At 46.3% G+C, this 14,943-nt stretch carries 14 protein-coding genes; 3 read left to right on the forward strand and 11 right to left on the reverse strand.

Annotated elements, in window-relative coordinates:
• Positions 1–18: 18 nt before the first annotated feature.
• From L2D08_RS01215 to recQ, 11 genes are all read right to left on the reverse strand, one after another.
• Entirely contained in the window at positions 19–1,068 is a 1,050-nt protein-coding gene (locus L2D08_RS01215; protein WP_242231884.1) for an SEC-C metal-binding domain-containing protein, read from the reverse strand.
• A gap of 221 nt (positions 1,069–1,289) precedes the next feature.
• Positions 1,290–1,841, reverse strand: a complete 552-nt coding sequence (gene hpf, locus L2D08_RS01220) for a ribosome hibernation-promoting factor, HPF/YfiA family (protein WP_242231885.1) — start codon at positions 1,839–1,841, stop codon at positions 1,290–1,292.
• Positions 1,842–1,983: 142 nt separating this feature from the next.
• The gene (gene fliT / locus L2D08_RS01225; protein WP_242231886.1) at positions 1,984–2,328 is read right to left on the reverse strand and encodes a flagellar protein FliT; all 345 of its coding nucleotides are present in this window, start codon (positions 2,326–2,328) and stop codon (positions 1,984–1,986) included.
• On the reverse strand, positions 2,328–2,732 hold the full coding sequence (gene fliS, locus L2D08_RS01230; protein WP_242231887.1) for a flagellar export chaperone FliS: 405 nt from the start codon (positions 2,730–2,732) through the stop codon (positions 2,328–2,330). Before fliS ends, fliT begins: the two co-directional genes overlap by 1 nt.
• Before the next feature lie 23 nt (positions 2,733–2,755).
• On the reverse strand, positions 2,756–4,849 hold the full coding sequence (gene fliD / locus L2D08_RS01235) for a flagellar filament capping protein FliD (protein WP_242231888.1): 2,094 nt from the start codon (positions 4,847–4,849) through the stop codon (positions 2,756–2,758).
• A gap of 13 nt (positions 4,850–4,862) precedes the next feature.
• A complete protein-coding gene (flaG, locus tag L2D08_RS01240) occupies positions 4,863–5,213 on the reverse strand; it encodes a flagellar protein FlaG (RefSeq protein ID WP_242231889.1) in 351 nt (116 codons plus the stop codon).
• 162 nt (positions 5,214–5,375) lie between these two features.
• Positions 5,376–6,350 carry a ring-cleaving dioxygenase gene (locus tag L2D08_RS01245; protein WP_242231890.1) on the reverse strand — a complete coding sequence of 325 codons (975 nt, stop codon included), beginning with the start codon at positions 6,348–6,350 and terminating at the stop codon, positions 5,376–5,378.
• 16 nt (positions 6,351–6,366) lie between these two features.
• Positions 6,367–6,783: a MarR family winged helix-turn-helix transcriptional regulator gene (locus L2D08_RS01250; protein ID WP_242231891.1), complete on the reverse strand. Its 417-nt coding sequence runs from the start codon at positions 6,781–6,783 to the stop codon at positions 6,367–6,369.
• Positions 6,784–6,858: 75 nt separating this feature from the next.
• The gene (locus tag L2D08_RS01255) at positions 6,859–7,329 is read right to left on the reverse strand and encodes a TspO/MBR family protein (protein ID WP_242231892.1); all 471 of its coding nucleotides are present in this window, start codon (positions 7,327–7,329) and stop codon (positions 6,859–6,861) included.
• A 70-nt stretch (positions 7,330–7,399) separates the two neighbouring features.
• On the reverse strand, positions 7,400–8,335 hold the full coding sequence (locus L2D08_RS01260) for a RecB family exonuclease (RefSeq protein WP_242231893.1): 936 nt from the start codon (positions 8,333–8,335) through the stop codon (positions 7,400–7,402).
• Positions 8,328–10,454, reverse strand: coding sequence for a DNA helicase RecQ (recQ, locus tag L2D08_RS01265; RefSeq protein WP_242231894.1), 2,127 nt, complete (start codon positions 10,452–10,454; stop codon positions 8,328–8,330). The genes L2D08_RS01260 and recQ overlap by 8 nt, the downstream gene beginning before the upstream one ends.
• A gap of 358 nt (positions 10,455–10,812) precedes the next feature.
• On the opposite strand from recQ, the gene L2D08_RS01270 reads away from it, so the two are divergent.
• The 3 genes from L2D08_RS01270 (at position 10,813) to putP (ending at position 14,934) form a co-directional block, all read left to right on the forward strand.
• Positions 10,813–11,730: a proline dehydrogenase family protein gene (locus tag L2D08_RS01270; RefSeq protein WP_242231895.1), complete on the forward strand. Its 918-nt coding sequence runs from the start codon at positions 10,813–10,815 to the stop codon at positions 11,728–11,730.
• A gap of 19 nt (positions 11,731–11,749) precedes the next feature.
• Positions 11,750–13,291, forward strand: coding sequence for an L-glutamate gamma-semialdehyde dehydrogenase (gene pruA, locus L2D08_RS01275; RefSeq protein WP_242231896.1), 1,542 nt, complete (start codon positions 11,750–11,752; stop codon positions 13,289–13,291).
• Positions 13,292–13,461: 170 nt separating this feature from the next.
• Positions 13,462–14,934, forward strand: coding sequence for a sodium/proline symporter PutP (gene putP / locus L2D08_RS01280; RefSeq protein WP_309241319.1), 1,473 nt, complete (start codon positions 13,462–13,464; stop codon positions 14,932–14,934).
• The last annotated feature ends 9 nt before the right edge of the window (positions 14,935–14,943 follow it).

Below are 14,943 nucleotides of genomic sequence, written 5' to 3' on the forward strand. Positions count from 1 at the left end.
AGCGTACACTCATATGGTTTATTTTTGCCCGCTTCCCGCTGCCTGCAATTTTTCTTCCAGTACAGCTTCCATTTCCTTCTGCCGTTTTGAAAGTGTTGCAGCAGAAATACCATAGCGGCTTGCGATCGCTGCCTTTGATTCTTTTACATCAAGCAGTTCGTGCGCTTGAAGAAGAGCGATCATGGCAGCGGTAAAGACTTCCGGCTTCCGGACTGCCGGATCTTCCTTTGAGCAGTAGTAATTCCAAAGAAGCACGGCCATTTGGGCTACAGGCTGCCCATACTGCTCCTGTTCAAACGAAGTTTCCATATGTGCGGCTGTTTCCTTTTGCGCTTCTTTTGCCCACATCAATGTCGTCAGATCAACAGCGGCATGCCCTTTTTCATACACGGCAAACAATGTATCCATTACACTGACAAAGTTATGTATGAAAAAGTCCTGCGTATCTTCAAAAGCAGATTCATTAAACATATTGCGGACAGCAGCTGCCATCGCTTCTGCATGTGCTGCTTCAAAATGGAAATCTGTCATAAAAAACGTATAATCAGATTCATGCGGCAGCAGTGCTCCGGTCACAAACGCGCCGACAAGATCAACACTTCGGAGTGCCCGTACAGAATAAACCTCGTCTGTTAAAATATCACGCACCTTGTAGACAGGTCCGTCGCATGATTCGATCACTCCGGTCATAAAGCGGTAATCTACCCACGAAGAGACAATTTCCGCTGTGCGCTGACGTGAAATAGACGGTACACGACGTTTCACAAATTTCGTTAAAATCGTCTCGTTTTCTTTAATCGTCCGGGTTAAAATCGCCCAAATTTCAAATGTTACAAGAAACACCTGTTCATTTTGACGCAGTGTTTCATTTGACCGAAGCAGCGGCTGAAACTCTTTTTTCAGCATCGCTGAATGATTTTCCATTGCATAATCAATCAATTCCCGCTGAATCGCACTTGCTTCTTCTACCAAAACCGGTACAATGGCCGCTCCTTCTCTTTTTCCGCAGCATTTTTTATATTTTCTTCCGCTGCCGCATAGGCACGGATCATTTCGTCCAATTGACATGTTCTTTTTTCCTCCTCGTGCAAAGTCACGCTCTTTATCATATCATGAATCGCACCTACAAAAAAGAAGCCCGCGTATTCTGCGGACTTCCTAGGATGCTAATACATGCTCGGCTGCTGGTATCTGCCGGCTCCGATGCTCATAATCTGTATGGTCACTCGCTTTGTTCCTTAAAAGAAAATTATGTTATCAGCCTGTTTTCTTAATATATAAGAAAAAGATTAGTTGGTTTCAATTAAGCCATATTTGCCGTCACTTCGTTTGTACACAATATTTGTGCCGTCTGTTTCAGCATCTGTGTAAATAAAGAAGTTATGGCCCAGCAGATTCATTTGAAGAACCGCTTCTTCTGAATCCATTGGCTTCAAGTCAATTTGTTTCGTCCGGACAACCTGCAGATCGTCCTGCTCTTCTTCTACAGCCGCGCTGTCAGCCTGCACCGCGAAATAATCCTGCGGCTCGCCTTTTTCACGGAACTTGCGGTTTACTTTCGTTTTATGTTTGCGAATCTGGCGTTCTAGTTTATCTGTAATTAAATCAACAGCTGCATATAGATCCGGATTACGTTCCTCTGCGCGAAGAACGAGATTTTTCATCGGGATCGTCACTTCTACTTTTGCGTTTGTGTTATTGTACGTTTTTAAGTTCACGTGCACATTCGCATTAGGAGTTTCGGTGAAATAGCGCTCGAGCTTACTGATCTTTTTCTCTACATACTCACGAATAGCCGGAGTCACTTCAATATTTTCACCGCGAATGTTATAGTTCATCATGCTAGAACTCCTCCTTCAACTAATTGCTATAATATCTATATTCTTTATGTACCCTTTAGAATCCTTCTTAATCCACGAAAAAATTTGTCGAATTTTCAAAAAACTTTTATCGAGAAAAAATCCGGGCTTTAGGGGCACCGGATTAATTGCGTTTATCGTAAAAAACACCATCTGTCTGCAGCGCTTCATACGGATTGGAATACTTGCTCATTGTTTTCTTTTTCACTTTGACTTCCTGTAAATCTTCTTTCACAGCCCGGCTCAGCTTTTGCAGGTGCTGCTCAATTTCCTGGTTCATTAAATGAATCTCATGTCCAAGCTTTTGCTCTTCCTCCGTAAAAGGCGGCTGAATACTTGGAAGAATGTCACCGCGCTGGTCCAGCAGCTCTTCAACACCTTGAATTTGACTGTCACGATCCTCATTTGTTGCCTCAAGCAGATCAAGCAGCCTTTTCGTCATTTTATGACAGTCATGAACCGGCGTCATTACACCCGGCCGCCCGCACCAACATGATGCATGCGGCGGTTTTCTTGGATAACCTGCTTCCACGTATCGCGGAATTCGATGACAAATCCTTCTACTTCTTTTAAGATAGCCGGGTCATTTTTAATGTTTGCCTGGATAAGGCGTTCATTCATAAACTCGTAAAGGGCGAGCATATTTTTGCCTAAATCTGTATCTGTTTTAAGGGTGATGCTTAGTTCACGGATAATGGCCTGCGCTTTTTGCACATTTACATTTTTTTGTTCGATATTATTTTCTTTCATCGCACGTTCAGCCAGATGAATAAATTTCAAGCATCCATTATACAACATCAACGTTAATTCACCAGGCGATGCGGTATTAACCGAGTTGTTGGCATAGGCCTGATGTGGATTGTTTATTGCCATTAAAAGGTCACTCCTTTTTTATATTACATACTAAATTGCTGCATCAAGTAAGAAGACTGCGAATTTGCTTGCTGCATTGCTTTTTCCATTGCTGTGAACTGTTTCCAGTAACGATCTTCTACTTGAATCAGGCGGTCTTCAAAGCGGTCAATACTATTGTCGATAGTAGAAAGCTGACGGCCAAGTGTAAATTGCTGACTTGTAGAAAATGAATTACCAGCACGCTCCTTAAGCTTATCCATCGTGCCGTTAACTGTCTCGTATAGTCTGTGTATAATGCCTTTCTCACCGACAGAGCTTGAATCGCTACCTCCTCTAAACAGCGCTTCAACCGCATTTGGATTAGTATTAATCGCTTCTTTTAATTTGGCCTCATTAATTTCAAGCTTGCCGCCTTCTAAATAATTGGCTGTAGTGGTAATTCCAATAGTAGCAAGCTGCTGATACATCGCGCTTGTTTCACTGTTTGAGACAGGCTGCGAGAAGTTGCTGCGCATTGAGTTTAAAACACCCGTTAAGAGGGGATCACGGCGAAGCAAACCGCTTTTCGCTTTTTCTTCCCACTGTTCCTGCTGCTTGTCTGAAAGCTGCTCACGCTGATCATCTGTCAGCGGAGTATACGTACGGTAGCGCTCTTCTGATGTTTTCTTGCTGATGGCAACGATCAACGTATTGTATTTATCGATAAATCCTTTAATATTGTCATAGATTGCATTGGAATCTTTGCTGACGGAAAGATTAACAGGGCCATCTGCCGTAGTAAACTCTGTTTTTAAAGTAATAGAAACGCCACTCATTTCGAATGTATTAGACTGTCTTTCCGTTTTAAGACCATTTATCGTAAATTTAGCATTTTCCCCACCCGCTTCTGCAGCATTACTTAGATGAAGTACGCCACTGTCAAAACCACCAGATATTTGCATCTCCTTATCAGTTTCTAAGCCGTTGTAGTTCCCGGTTTCTTTTCTTGTAATCGACATTTTGTCAGAAAACGAGTCATACACAAGGGAAACACCTGCATTAGAATTATTCACTCTACTTATCACTTGATTTAGGGAATCTGAAGACTGAATAAAAAAGTTTTCCGTTACTTCTCCTTTAGAGGTATACGATTTAATGGAAAGATCCGAATAATTCTGATTAAACTCTGCTGTGATAACAGTATCTTTTGGTATGGGCGTCCCACTAAATGTTACAAGGCCAGTAGTTAAATTTACTGTCCCTTTTCCGCTAGATAATTGAGCGACTCTCTCACCTTTTTCATTCGTTGTTGCCGATTCTATTGAAAAAGTGTCTACGCCAACTTTCAACTTAAAATCTGCTTGATTAATTTCTTTTCTGTCCAGTTGAAATGTAGATACAGCTGCTGTTAAAGTAGTTTGTTGGACTCGTTTATTTGTAACGTAATCTACCTTTACTGTAGCATTAGCGGCCAGCTCACCACTTGCAAAGTTCAGTTTTCCACTAGTAGGATCATATTGAACTTCATTTTGTCCAGCTGTAGGAGCATCCGTTACCACTTTGAACTTTTTCCCATCCACACTTACAAACATTGTTTTTGAGAATTTTTCTTCTGCTGGAGTGACCAAACTATCTTCTTTAATTGCTTCGCCAGCATTTAATTTAAAATCAACAGAGTTTCCACCTGTGCTTGTAATCGACTGGCTGCCCACTGCACCTTGCTGCCAAGTTAAGCTATTTAATGAACTTGCTTTTTGTGATTCAAGTGTTTTAGATGCGTCTACTTTGACTACCGGCGTTGATGGAGATGATGACACACTGCTTCCAACACGATAAGCTGCTGAAGCAAGCTGTTCCACTTCTGAAATCGAGTAAGAAGCCTGGGCAGCAGAGGTAGCAGCTGTCGCAGTAACTCTTGATTCGTTTGAGGTTGTCACCGAACTTGACCGGTATTTAGACGTTAATTTCATTTGTGTAAGTTCGGTCCGAAAATCAAGTAAAAGCGTATTCATCGCCCGATAATCGTCCCGCTGCCACTCTAGGGTCTGTTTCTTTTGTTTTAATTTATCAAGCGGTATCCGCTCTGCTTTCATTAAGTCTTTAATAATCGACTCAGTGTCCATGCCACTGGCCATTCCGCCTACGCGAAGCACCATAGCCTTGTCCTCCCTACGCTTTTTTATCGACGAATAAGCCCATAAATTCGGTCATTGCCGCATACATGTCCAATATTTTTTTCGATGGAATTTCTTTAATGATCTCATCTGAGTTGTTGTCTACGATCACTGCGTAATATTCCTGCAGTTCATCGTGGTATTCAAATTGAACGTGCGTCTGGGTCGGCTGTAAAAACGTGTTGACCTGATCCGCAAATTTTTGCAGCTCCTCCCCCCTTACCGGAGTGCTCGGCTCAGCCGCCTCTGCTGCAGGCTTCTGCTCTGCTTCCACTGCTTTTGTTTCATTTGCTTCAATTGGTTTGGCTATCGCGGGTATTGTGCTTTCGCCTATACGATCAACCATCATTTTGCCCCCTTCATGCACATTTTCTTTTCTTTATATCGGTGTATTCTATTTTTTGTTAAGCAAAATTTGGACAATTCGTCTGATTTTGCAAAACATTGACATCTTGTATACGCAAAAAAGCCTTCCTTCCCGGCATGCAGGGGAAGAAAGGCTTTTCCATCATGAAAATGTAACTGGCAGCGGCTTTAAACGCGCTTCAATCTGTTCACGCTGCGGCTCTAAAAATGGCGGCAGTGCGAGCGACTCACCGAGGTGCTCCAGCTCTTCATCTGTATCAAATCCGGGTCCATCGGTAGCCACTTCAAACAGGATACGGTTCGGTTCGCGGAAATAAAGAGATTTAAAGTAAAAACGGTTCACAAATCCAGAATTGCCGACCCGCGCTTCACGAACACGTGCGATCCATTGGCGCAGTTCTTCTTCATCCTCCACCCGAAAAGCAACATGGTGAACACCGCCGCGTCCCGGCCGCTCGGGCGCAAGGTCGTTTCGCTCTGCCACATGCACCTCTGCCCCTGTGCCGCCTTCACCTGTTTCGAAAACAATAACGTCCGGCTGCCCTTCTACAGGCGATGGATATCGCTTCGCTTCGCGGAATCCCATCAGCTCCGTTAACGCAGCAACAGTTGGTTCTGCAGCAGGCACAGTTAAATGAACCGGTCCGAGCCCAATGATCCCAACCTCAGCCGGCACCGGGCTCTTCTCCCACGGTATACCGCCGGCAACACCCTCGTTTCCTTCATCCGACACAAGGAAAAACCGCTGGCCTTCGAAATCCTGAAAAGGGAGTGCTTTCCGGCCGCCTTGATCAATGATAGCTTGATGCTTAACACTAAATTCGTCAAACCGGCTTTGCCAATAATCAAGTGCTGCATCGTTCGGCACGCGCAGAGAAAGACCCGAAATAGAATTGTTTCCGTTCCGGTTCGGGGCGGCCATTGGAATTTCAAAAAACGTCAGCTCCGTCCCCGGGTTTCCTCTTTCATCGCCGTAAAACAAGTGATACATCGACGTTTCATCTTGATTGACCGTTTTCTTAATTAAGCGCATCCCCAGTACTTCCGTGTAAAACGTCACGTTTCGTGCCGCATTCGCTGTAATGGCTGATACGTGATGAATGCCTTTAAACTCCATTTTCATTTCCTCCCTTTTACGACTGGATTTTTTTCAGCAGCTCAAGCAGCTGTTTTTTTTCTTCTCTTGAAAGCTTTCCGAATTGATCCGCTTGAAATTGCTCCTGCACCGGCAGCACTTCATCCAAGAGTGATCTTCCGGCTTCGGTCAGCGTAATATATTTCGTTTTCCATTCGCGCTCTCTTGTGACCCAGCCCAGCTTTTCCATTTTCGAGAGCATATGCGTTACATTACCTTTTGTGACCAGAAGCTTTTCCGCCAGATCCTGCTGGCAGATACGGCCACTCGCCCTGATTTGAGCCAGCGCATCAAATTGTGCAGCGGAGAGTCCCCACTTTTTTAAATGCTGATTAGACTTGCGTATGCTTTCGTTGTAAAAGCGTGACAGCCGAAACCAGGCCAGAATGCTGATCATCCGCTCCCGTTTCTGCATCCGTCTCACTTCCTCTCATTTGGTATAATCAATTTAATATTAAACTGATAATCAATCAAGAAAAAAACTCACCTATTATGAATGAACCCTATTTAACGACCAAATGGAATAGTTCAACCCAAGCGCAAATGCAACCCAGGCCGCGTACGGCATCATGAGCGTGCCTGCTACAGCATCAGCCTGGTAAAATTCATAAGTAGTCCATGTAATGGCGCCGAGCATAAGGGCTATTTCTACAAAAGCAGTGCCGCGCAGCCCCCACCGGAAAAACAAAAAAGACCATAAAAAGTTCAGCCCAAGCTGAATGTTGTAAGGGAGCGCTGTTGCCGGTTTCCGTACGGATGCCCGGTATTTCGCAATGCCCATGGCTGTGTAAAGCCCGGTCCATACAACAGGGAATACCCAGCCCGGCGGTGAAAAGGACGGCTTTTTCAACTGCTGGTAATCTTCTCTCGTATTTCGATTGGCGACTGCACCTATGATCGATCCGCCGACAACAGGCAGCAGGACACTGGCGGCCAATTTTTTTCCGTTTAAAACGTTCATTGGCAAAACTCCTTTACTCGGTATACTTTTATTTTGCCGCTGTCCCTCTTTTTAAAACAAAAAACACCGTCTAAGACGGTGCAAGACAAACCTCTTTATAATTACACATCCGGCAGCGCTGCTCATAAGAAGTCCGCGGAAAGTCATCGAGTTCAGCCGGCTCGTTGGATAGAATATCAAGCTGATAGCGGCGCATCATGTGGACACTCTGCTTCATTTTCTCCAGCATGAGCGCAATGTCTCCTTCACTGAGCGTGTATGATTTTTGTACGCCGGTCAGCACGTATTCGTTGCGGATTTGAATATCCTCCACCCGTGCATCGTATTTTTGCATCAAATAATACGCATAAAGTGCCAGCTGGCTCCGGTCATCTTCCGCTTCTTTACCGGTTTTCCAATCGACAATGACCCACTTATCCGTTTCTAAGTCGCGGTATAACAAATCCATCACGACAAAAATTTTCACTCCGTCAACAGTCATAAAGCGGAATTCCTCCGCCTGCTGAAACTGCATCGTCTGAGGGCGGCCGGTAATATCGCCAAAGGATTTACTCGCCAGAAAGTTTTGAAATACAATGGGCAGGCGGCGACGGTATTCTTCTGCTTCCATCCGGTTCAGCTCGCCTTCATAATACATATCGTACAGCATATGAAAACGGGCAGGCTTTTGCAGCCATTGCTGCTTCCGGTCGCGGGAATCGAGGTACGCCTGGTTCAGCATCTTTCTTGCCTCTCCCACAAGCTCCGCTTCCGTCATCACATAGCCATGGTTAAGAAACATACGGAGCGCTCGTTCTGCCAGCTCATGCACAATTTGCCCAAATGCAATCGGCACATTTTTCAGCTTTTTCAGCCGGTACACATGCTTAACTGCTTCATCTGCATCATACAGCCAGCCGTTATGGCTGGCATAATACTCATACGCATATTTCCGCGCACATGTCATCAGCATTTTATGCCGTGAAAACGACCAGGAGAATTCAGGAAACGCTTTGACCTCAAACATGGTTCCGCCTCCGCATCTCCAAAAACGCTTTGATCATGCCATAGGTTACTTCTTCCGGCACCTGCTCTTTAATCGGCTTCAGCCGGTCCGCTCCTGCTTCTTCAACAGCCCGCTTAAGCACTTCGTGATAATGAACCGGCACAAGCAGATCGAGATTCACATCAAGCCCTTCTTCCATGCACTGAATCAAATGATTTTCGACCGTTCCGACTGTCAGGTTTCGTTCCGCCGCAATCGCTTCAGCGGCCATTCCTTTTTGATGCAGCTCGAGTGTATCTACATAGGAGTTAACCGATTTTTTCTTTGGAGCAGCTGCGGCGGGCCCAGTGATCAAGTCTCTTTGCCGGTCCGGATTTTCTTCTGTGTACGCTTTGATCGCAGCTAAAAATGCAGCTCCGTATTTCGCCATTTTGCTTTCTCCGACACCGCTCACGGAAAGAAAATCTTCTTCATCCATTGGCAGCTTGGCACACATATCGTGAAGTGTGTTATCAGAAAAAATAACGAATGGTGGTACGCCCGCTTCCTCCGCAATGTTCTTGCGAAGCGCACGGAGCACATCGAACAGTGGGTCGTCTGCGGCAATTTTTTTCGTTTGTACCGCTTCCTTGCGCATTACGGTCTCCCTGCCCAGCAAAACCTCCCGTCCCTGCTCTGTCACAAAAATGGTCGGAAACTGTTTTTGTTCAACGCCGATCAGCTCCTGCGAAATTAAAAACTCAATAAAGTTAGTGACATCCTTCACGCTTTGCTGCTTTAAAATGCCATAAGTGGACAAGCTGTCAAAGCCGAACTCCATCAGTTTTTTGTTGCGTGACCCCGTGAGTACCTGCGCTGTTATCGCTTTGCCGAACCGCTGTCCCATCCGGATCACGCAGGAAAGCACCATTTGCGCTTCTTTTGTCACATCAACACTATTGCGTGAATCAGTGCAGTTGCCGCAGCGGCCGCACGGCCTGGCACCTGGATCACCAAAATACGCCACAATAAATTGCTGCAGGCACTTTTCTGTATGGCAGTAATCCACCATGCCCTGCAGCTTTTCAAGCTCCTGCGGAATGCGGTCGCGTTCAAGCGCCTGGTCAATTAAAAAGCGCTGTGTCTGTACATCCTGCGACGAATAAAGCACAATACACTCACTGTCGAGGCCATCACGCCCTGCACGGCCGGCCTCCTGATAATAGCTTTCCATATTTTTAGGCAGCTGGTAATGAATGACGTAGCGGATGTTGGACTTATCAATCCCCATCCCAAATGCATTGGTGGCGACCATGACGGTTGCTTCATCTGCTAAAAACCGGTCCTGCTCCCGTGCCCGCTCCACATCGCTCATTCCGCCGTGATAACGGGCAACGGAAATACCCGCCCGCTGCAGGCGTTCATGCAGCCCGTCGACCGTTTTCCGGGTCGCGGCATAAATAATGCCTGATTCCTTTTCGTTTTTCTTTAAATAGTCTTTTAAAAAGCTGTCCCGGTCTTGTCCCTGAACGACAGAGAAAGATAGGTTCTTCCGTTCAAATCCGGTTATAACCGTATTTTCCTCTTCGATAGAAAGAAGACGGCAAATATCCTCGCGCACATGCGGCGTAGCCGTTGCAGTCAGCGCAAGCACAACAGGATTATTTGGAAACAGCTCGGTCATCCGCTGAATATGGCGATAGCTTGGCCGGAAATCATGTCCCCACTGTGAAATACAGTGCGCCTCATCCACAGCGATCAGCGGTACCGTCAGCTCCTTTAAATCTTCAATAAACGAATACGACTCAAGCCTTTCTGGCGCTATATAAAGCAGCTTGTATTCCCCGTTTCGCGCTGCTTTGATGGTTTCATATATATCTGTGCCCGTCATCGTGCTGTTAATATACGCCGCCGGGATTCCTGCCGCAAGCAGCGTATCAACTTGATCCTTCATTAGGGAAATAAGCGGCGAGACCACAATCGTTGTTCCTTCCAGCACAAGCGCCGGGATCTGGTAACAGAGCGACTTTCCTCCGCCTGTCGGCATTACACAAATCGTATTTTCACCGCTTAATACGTTGGTTATTGCCTGCTCCTGGCCCGTCCGGAATGAATTATAGCCGAAATGTGACTGCAAAAAGCTGCGTGCCTCTTCCAGCATGCAAACACCTCTTTGTTTTTCTTTCATTTTAGCACATTTAAGAAAAGCGTAGGACGCCTAGCTTTAAGCGACAAGCATAAGATGGGTACTGACGGAGGCGTTTTGTGCCTCCAGAAGAGCTTTTCTTGTGGAACAAAAGTTAAGAACGCGGCATCGTGCCGCAACACTTTTGTGACTCATGTCCTGCGAGCCCTCGAGCTGGTGGCGTCTGGAGCTAGACATTATAAAAAAGATACCTCTTTATTGTCACTTACCGACAATGAAGCGTTTACATTTTTAGTTTCCGTGAACATTGTTCCTGAAATCAAATCCGCATACACTAGTAACAAGATAACATTCCTTTTAGGAGGTGCTTTTTATGGAAGCGGTTACGAGAGATTTCTTTCTTTTTCTTTCTAAAAATAAAACATTAAATCATTTGGCACAAAGCCGCGGCAGCAACTTTGCGGCCGGTAAAATCATTGGCGGCACGGACTTTGCCAGCTCCATCTCTTATATCAGGGCGTTAAATGAGCAGGGATTGTCGGTAACGGTTGACCACCTTGGTGAATTTGTTGATTCCCCACAAGTGGCAGCTGAGCGGACAGAAGAGTGCATAGAAACAATTCGCATGATTCATAGAGAAGGACTTGATTCTCACGTTTCATTAAAAATGACATCATTGGGCCTTGATATTGACCGGGAGCTGGTTGTCGCGAACATGACCCGCATTTTAGATGAAGCAGAAAAACTCGATATCATGGTTACTATTGACATGGAAGATGTTACCCGATGCGGTGCAACGCTTGAGTTATTCAAGCAGTTTAAGAAGCAATATAAAAATGTCAGTACTGTACTTCAGGCTTATTTATACCGGACTGAGCAGGACTTAAAAGAACTCAGCCGCCTGAATCCTTTCCTTCGCCTCGTGAAAGGCGCTTATAAGGAAAGCCCGGAACATGCTTATCCGGACAAAGCAGATGTGGACACAAACTATATGAAACTCATCGAACAAAGCCTGCTGGCTGGCAACTACACAGCTATTGCTTCACACGACGAAAACATGATCGAATTTACAAAAGCGATGCAGCGCAAGCACAACATTCCGCTTGAACAGTTTGAATTTCAAATGCTGTACGGCATGCGCACTTCCCTGCAGCAGACACTAGTGAAACAAGGCTACCGCGTCCGTGTGTACGTGCCATACGGCATGGACTGGTACGGCTATTTTATGAGACGGCTGGCGGAACGGCCGGCAAATATCGCCTTTGCTTTTAAAGGCATGACGAAAAAATAAATAACAAGGAGCGAACCTCATGATTCCATACAAACACGAACCTTTTACTGATTTTTCAAAAGAAACGAACCAGGCTGCATACAAAAAAGCATTGGATGCAGTAGAAAGCAGCCTCGGCGGCCATTATCCGCTTATTATTGGCGGTGAACGCATTACGACAGAAAATAAAATTGTCTCTTATAATCCGGCTGACAAGAATCAGGTGATCGGCTCCGTATCGAAAGCAGACCAGGCTCTTGCTGAAAAAGCGATGCAGGCAGCATCTGAAGCGTTCCAAACATGGAAGAAAACGACCCCGGAAATTCGTGCAGATGTCCTGTTTAAAGCAGCGGCAATCGTCCGCAGACGCCGCCACGAATTCTCTGCCCTTTTAACAAAAGAAGCCGGCAAGCCCTGGCGCGAAGCGGATATTGATACCGCTGAAGCGATTGACTTTATGGAATACTACGGCCGGCAAATGCTTGAGCTGAAAAACGGCGCGCCCGTACTGAGCCGTCCGGGTGAATTTAACCGGTACAGCTACATCCCGCTTGGTGTCGGCATCGTCATCTCACCGTGGAACTTCCCATTTGCGATTATGGCCGGTACAACCGTTGCTTCCATTGTAACGGGCAACACCATCCTTCTAAAACCGGCCTCTACAACGCCTGTTGTAGCAGCTCGTTTTGTGGAAGTGCTGGAAGAAGCGGGCCTCCCGCCGGGCGTGGTGAACTTTGTACCGGGCAGCGGCGCAGAAGTCGGCGATTACCTTGTGGATCATCCACAAACCCGCTTTATTACGTTTACAGGTTCACGTGACGTTGGCCTGCGTATTTTCGAACGGGCGTCCAAAGTCGGCGAAGGTCAAAAATGGATGAAGCGCCTGATCGCTGAAATGGGCGGTAAAGATACGATCGTTGTAGACAAAGAAGCAGATCTTGACCTTGCTGCCCAGTCCATCGTCCAATCTGCATTTGGCTTTACCGGACAAAAATGTTCCGCCTGCTCCCGTGCAGTCATTGTAGAAGACGTATATGATGAGGTGCTCGAAAAAGCGATTGCGCTGACAAATGACCTGACTGTCGGCAACCCTGTCGATAACCATTTTGTCGGACCAGTTATTGATCAATCGGCATATGACAAAATAATGAGTTATGTTAAAATTGGTGAAGAAGAAGGACGCATTGTGGCGGGTGGAAGCGGCGACAATGAAACAGGCTACTTTATTCAGCCAACGATTGTTGCTGATGTAGCGCCAAATGCCCGTTTGATGCAGGAAGAAATCTTTGGCCCGGTCGTGGCGTTTGCGAAAGCGAAGGATTTCGATGAAGCACTCGAAATTGCGAACAACACCGATTACGGCTTAACGGGTGCGGTTATTACGAAAAACCGCTTTAACATGGAAAAAGCACGTGAAGAATTTCATGTTGGCAACTTGTACTTTAACCGCGGCTGTACGGGCGCGATTGTCGGTTACCAGCCATTTGGCGGCTTTAATATGTCCGGCACCGACTCAAAAGCCGGGGGCCCGGATTATCTCCAGCTTCACATGCAGGCAAAAACAACATCCGAAATGCTTTAAAAAGGAGGCTGTCTCTTAAGCTGCCACGCTAGCTTAAGAGACGCCTCTTGTTTAATAAAGAATCGTTTTTGACCCTTTCAGCGTGACCCAACTGAAGGGGACCATGATTCCCACTGCACGATGCCTTACTTTTTCTTCATGACTATTTTGCATAGAAAGAAGGGATTTACGTGGTCGACACTTCGTTAATTGTCTCCATCGTTGTATACATGGCCGGTATGCTTTTAATCGGCTGGTATGCATACAAACGAACATCGAATTTATCTGATTATATGCTCGGCGGACGCGGACTCGGCCCTGCGGTTACAGCCCTTTCTGCCGGCGCCTCTGACATGAGCGGCTGGCTGATGATGGGCCTGCCCGGTGCCATGTACGCGAGCGGCATCAGCGCTTCATGGATTGCGATCGGCTTAACGCTGGGCGCCTGGGCAAACTGGCTGTACGTGGCACCCCGCCTGCGTATGTATACGGAAATTGCGGAAGACTCTATTACCATTCCATCGTATCTTGAAAATCGGTTTCAAGACCGGTCAAAAATTATTCGTCTCGTTTCCAGTTTTGTCATTATCGTCTTTTTCACATTTTACATTTCATCGGGCATGGTGTCCGGAGGCGTATTGTTCGAGACGACGTTCGGTCTTGATTATCATATCGGCCTTTGGATTGTTGCCGGTGTCGTGATTGCTTACACTTTGTTTGGCGGATTTTTAGCGGTAAGCTGGACCGACTTTGTACAGGGTATCATTATGGTGCTGGCACTTGTGCTCGTTCCGATTGTGACGGTTATGCATGTCGGCGGGATTGGCCCTTCGATTGATACGGTCCGTTCGGTAGATCCGGCTCTTTTAAACATCTTTACAGGGACAAGCTTTATCGGCATTGTTTCTCTTTTTGCCTGGGGGCTTGGCTACTTCGGCCAGCCGCATATTATCGTCCGCTTTATGGCGATTACATCGGTAAAAGAAATTAAAAAAGCACGCCGCATCGGCATGAGCTGGATGATATTCTCTGTTGTCGGCGCTATGGTAACCGGTTTTGTCGGCCTTGCTTATTACACAAGCAACAATATGAAAATCGGTGATCCGGAAACGATCTTTATCGAACTGGGGAATATTTTGTTCCACCCGATCATTACCGGTTTCCTGATTTCCGCTATTTTGGCTGCCATTATGAGTACCATTTCATCGCAGCTGCTTGTTACATCAAGCTCGCTGACGGAAGATTTATATAAAACATTTTTCCGCCGCGATGCTTCGGACCGGGAGCTTGTATTCCTGGGACGCCTGGCCGTTTTAATTGTCTCAATCGTTGCCTTGATCCTGTCATGGGAACAAAATGCCACCATTTTGGCGCTCGTCGGCTACGCATGGGCAGGCTTTGGTTCTTCGTTCGGCCCGGCGATCCTGCTGAGCTTGTATTGGAAACGGATGACCCATTGGGGAGCGCTCGCCGGCATGATCGTCGGTGCCGTTACAGTGATCGTTTGGACGAAAACTCCTTGGTCAGCAACCGTTTATGAAATGATTCCTGGTTTTGCCGCAAGCTTACTGGCGATCGTTGTCGTCAGCCTGCTGACAAAGCCGTCTGAAGGAACGGCTCAGCGCTTTGATGAATTTGAACGCACGTTAAACGAATCAAAATAAGGAGGATCC

The sequence above is a fragment of the Domibacillus sp. PGB-M46 genome (genome assembly GCF_022668875.1).
Lineage (GTDB): Bacteria > Bacillota > Bacilli > Bacillales > Domibacillaceae > Domibacillus.

Excerpts from the sequence above, each read along its gene's own strand:
- fliD (WP_242231888.1), bottom strand. The coding sequence starts at position 4,849 with ATGGTGCTTCGCGTAGGCGGAATGGCCAGTGGCATGGACACTGAGTCG.
- L2D08_RS01255 (WP_242231892.1), bottom strand. The coding sequence starts at position 7,329 with ATGAACGTTTTAAACGGAAAAAAATTGGCCGCCAGTGTCCTGCTGCCT.
- L2D08_RS01215 (WP_242231884.1), bottom strand. The coding sequence starts at position 1,068 with ATGTCAATTGGACGAAATGATCCGTGCCTATGCGGCAGCGGAAGAAAA.
- L2D08_RS01245 (WP_242231890.1), bottom strand. The coding sequence starts at position 6,350 with ATGGAGTTTAAAGGCATTCATCACGTATCAGCCATTACAGCGAATGCG.
- fliT (WP_242231886.1), bottom strand. The coding sequence starts at position 2,328 with ATGACGCCGGTTCATGACTGTCATAAAATGACGAAAAGGCTGCTTGAT.
- L2D08_RS01270 (WP_242231895.1), top strand. The coding sequence starts at position 10,813 with ATGGAAGCGGTTACGAGAGATTTCTTTCTTTTTCTTTCTAAAAATAAA.
- hpf (WP_242231885.1), bottom strand. The coding sequence starts at position 1,841 with ATGATGAACTATAACATTCGCGGTGAAAATATTGAAGTGACTCCGGCT.
- flaG (WP_242231889.1), bottom strand. The coding sequence starts at position 5,213 with ATGGTTGATCGTATAGGCGAAAGCACAATACCCGCGATAGCCAAACCA.
- recQ (WP_242231894.1), bottom strand. The coding sequence starts at position 10,454 with ATGCTGGAAGAGGCACGCAGCTTTTTGCAGTCACATTTCGGCTATAAT.
- pruA (WP_242231896.1), top strand. The coding sequence starts at position 11,750 with ATGATTCCATACAAACACGAACCTTTTACTGATTTTTCAAAAGAAACG.
- L2D08_RS01250 (WP_242231891.1), bottom strand. The coding sequence starts at position 6,783 with ATGCAGAAACGGGAGCGGATGATCAGCATTCTGGCCTGGTTTCGGCTG.
- fliS (WP_242231887.1), bottom strand. The coding sequence starts at position 2,732 with ATGGCAATAAACAATCCACATCAGGCCTATGCCAACAACTCGGTTAAT.
- L2D08_RS01260 (WP_242231893.1), bottom strand. The coding sequence starts at position 8,335 with ATGTTTGAGGTCAAAGCGTTTCCTGAATTCTCCTGGTCGTTTTCACGG.